Origin of the sequence: Colwellia marinimaniae, from assembly GCF_002207865.1 — a bacterium.
In the GTDB taxonomy this organism is placed as follows: domain Bacteria; phylum Pseudomonadota; class Gammaproteobacteria; order Enterobacterales; family Alteromonadaceae; genus Colwellia; species Colwellia marinimaniae.
Genome location: NZ_BDQM01000426.1, coordinates 1 through 248, shown reverse-complemented (window position 1 = coordinate 248; position 248 = coordinate 1). Strand labels below are relative to the sequence as shown.

At 44.8% G+C, this 248-nt stretch carries 1 pseudogene; it reads right to left on the bottom strand.

Features of this window, described 5'->3' with window-relative positions:
• Positions 1 to 248: pseudogene (locus MTCD1_RS19930) on the bottom strand (tRNA pseudouridine(65) synthase TruC); the annotation flags it as partial.

The window sequence follows — 248 nt, the reverse complement described above, 5'->3', positions numbered from 1 at the left end:
CCTAATACTTCGTCACCAACAGCGGCTTCAATATGCACTGGTTGCGCGGTTACCGGATGGATAAAAGATAATGACATGGCAATCAGTAACAGTCGTGACAATTCAAAGTGCTCACGATAAAACACATTATGACGGCCATCACCATGGGTAGTATCGCCCACGATTGGGTGGAATAAATGCTTCATGTGACGACGCAATTGATGCTTACGGCCTGTTTGTGGCTCAAGTTCCATTAAACAATAACGACT